At 62.0% G+C, this 2,379-nt stretch carries 2 protein-coding genes and 1 pseudogene; 2 read left to right on the plus strand and 1 reads right to left on the minus strand.

The genetic code is table 11. The features are described from left to right. Window positions 1-515, minus strand: a pseudogene (locus tag F8J34_RS02590) (AsnC family transcriptional regulator); the annotation flags it as partial. A gap of 29 nt (window positions 516-544) precedes the next feature. On the opposite strand from F8J34_RS02590, the gene F8J34_RS02595 reads away from it, so the two are divergent. Further along, window positions 545-1,669, plus strand: a complete 1,125-nt coding sequence (locus tag F8J34_RS02595; protein ID WP_297056246.1) for a DUF362 domain-containing protein — start codon at window positions 545-547, stop codon at window positions 1,667-1,669. A 43-nt stretch (window positions 1,670-1,712) separates the two neighbouring features. Next, entirely contained in the window at window positions 1,713-2,330 is a 618-nt protein-coding gene (locus F8J34_RS02600; RefSeq protein ID WP_297056248.1) for a Smr/MutS family protein, read from the plus strand. The last annotated feature ends 49 nt before the right edge of the window (window positions 2,331-2,379 follow it).

The following is a 2,379-nucleotide window of genomic DNA, read 5'->3' on the forward strand; positions in this document are numbered from 1 at the left end:
ACGGTGCGGGGATCGGGGTTCTGGGTGGTTCCGGCATAGGTAAAGTTTCCGTCCCCGGTCTGTCCCTCCTCCAGGTCGAAGATAACCGCGATCCGGAAGACCCTTTTGATGGGCAGGAGAAGATAGTCCTCGGCCGAGGCTCGGCGGGCCAGGTCTCTTACCTCCTCCTCCAGATCTTTCCCCGGGGGTACGGCCAGGGTGAACCAGAAATTGAAGCGATGATCCCGCAGGTAATTGTGGCTTACCCCGGGGTGCTGATTGATGATGCGGGCGGCCTCCTCCCGGAGGGCCTCCGGCACGGCAAAGGCCACCAGAGTGGTTCGGTAGCCCAGGGCCCCGGGGTTGAAGATGGCCCCTATCTGGCGGAGGATGCCCTCCCGGGTCAACCTGGTCAGACGGGCCAGGACCTCCTCCTCGGAAAGCCCCAGGTTCTCCCCCAGAAGCGCGTAGGGACGGGGCACCAGGGGAAATTCCTTTTGGACCAGGGTTAAAAGCTTGCGATCCTCCGCTTCCATGGCTTTAATTAAAGATTAAGGTGAAGGGGATGGCAAGTCCTGTTTATTTTGTGGATCTTCATTTAAAGAAAAAGACCTCCCTTCTGGACAAGGTAGAGGCCCTTCTTGCGGCTCTGAGGCTGGGGGATCGGTTTCGCAGGGGAGCGCTGGTGGGGATAAAGCTCCATTTCGGAGAGGCCGGGAACCTGGCCTATCTCCGTCCTCAGTGGGTAAGGAGGGTGGTGGATCACCTGCGGGGCCTGGGGGTCAAGCCCTTTCTTACCGACACCAATACCCTTTACCGGGGCAGTCGTTCGGATGCGGTGGTCCATCTGGAGACGGCCATTCGCAACGGTTTTGATTTTGCGGTGGTGGGGGCGCCTCTCATAATCGCCGACGGGCTGCGGGGTAATTCCTACGAGCGGGTGGAACTGGAGCTTCCGGTGCTCCGCGAGTTTTATGTGGCCAAGGAGGTGGCCCGGGCGGATGGTCTGGTGGTGCTCACCCATTTCAAGGGGCACGAGCTTTCCGGTTTCGGGGGAGCCATCAAGAATGTGGGGATGGGGTGTGCGGCCCGCAAGGGAAAGCTGGAACAACATTCCACCGTGGCCCCGAAGATAGACAAGAAACGCTGTGTGGCCTGCGGAACCTGTGCGGAGTTCTGTCCGGTGGGAGCCCCGGAACCGGCGCAGGGAACGAAGAAACCCCGATACCGGATCAACGAGAAACGCTGTATCGGTTGCGGGGAATGTATCGCGGTCTGTCCGCAGGAGGCCATCAAGGTCCAGTGGAACGAAAAGGCCGAGCTTTTCATGCGCAAGATGGCCGAATACGCGGCGGCGGTGCTTCGGCCCAAGCGGGGGCGAACGGTGTTTCTCAATTTTATTCTCCGGGTGTCCCCGGCCTGCGACTGTTACCCCTTTAACGACTATCCTCTGGTGCGCGATGTGGGTATCCTGGCCTCGGAGGACCCGGTGGCCATAGATCAGGCCAGTGTGGATCTCGTCAATCGGGAATCCGGGCTACCGGGTTCCCGGGCCGAGGGGGCTGTTCCCGGGGAGGACAAGTTCCGGAAGCTCTATCCCGGGATCCCCTGGGAGGTTACCCTGGAACACGCGGAGGAGATCGGCCTGGGGACCCGCAGGTATGAGCTGATCCGTTTGGAGGAGGGGTAAGGTTTGAAGGAGCCCCGGGGTAGGGGCTTGGAAGGCGGGAGGTTTGCTGGGGAGGGAGATGGGGTTTCGGCCCTTTGAGATCCTGCGGGAGAAGATAGCCCGGGAGACCCTGCCTCCCGGGCCGGAGCGACCTCTGTGTGAGGAGGATCCGGAGGAGTTTTTCCGGAAGGTGCGCCCCCTGCGCGACAGGGAGAAGTTCTTCTGGAGGCCGGTCCCCCGCTCGATCCGTCCGCCGGGGGAAGAGCGAAACTGGCCTCCGGAGCCCCTGCGGGTCAGGGTCTGGCAGACCCCGGAATACATGGAGGGCCGGGCTCCGGGGGTGACGGCGGAGCTTATGCGAAGGTTGCGGGAGGGGCGGATTGCCTACAGCCGGGTCCTGGATCTCCACGGCCTCACCGTGGTGGAGGCGGAGGAGGCCCTGCGGGAGTTCTTTCGGGAGTGTATCTTCCGCGGGGATCGCTGTGTGCTCATTATTCACGGGCGGGGGCTTTCCTCCCCGGGCAAACCGGTGTTAAAGGAGAGGGTGAGGTTCTGGCTGGAACGGGGGCCCTATCGACGTCATGTTTTGGCTTATGCCAGCGCGCGGCCCTGTGACGGGGGCCCGGGGGCTACCTATGTCCTTTTGAGTACCCGGCCCCGACGGAAGAAATCTCCAAAATGAGGATTCCGGACCACGGACGCAAAAAGGTTCTGGTGCACAGTCTTCCGGG

The organism is Thermosulfurimonas sp. (assembly GCF_015491435.1).
GTDB lineage: Bacteria > Desulfobacterota > Thermodesulfobacteria > Thermodesulfobacteriales > Thermodesulfobacteriaceae > Thermosulfurimonas_A.

Excerpts from the sequence above, each read along its gene's own strand:
- F8J34_RS02595 (WP_297056246.1), top strand. The coding sequence starts at position 545 with ATGGCAAGTCCTGTTTATTTTGTGGATCTTCATTTAAAGAAAAAGACC.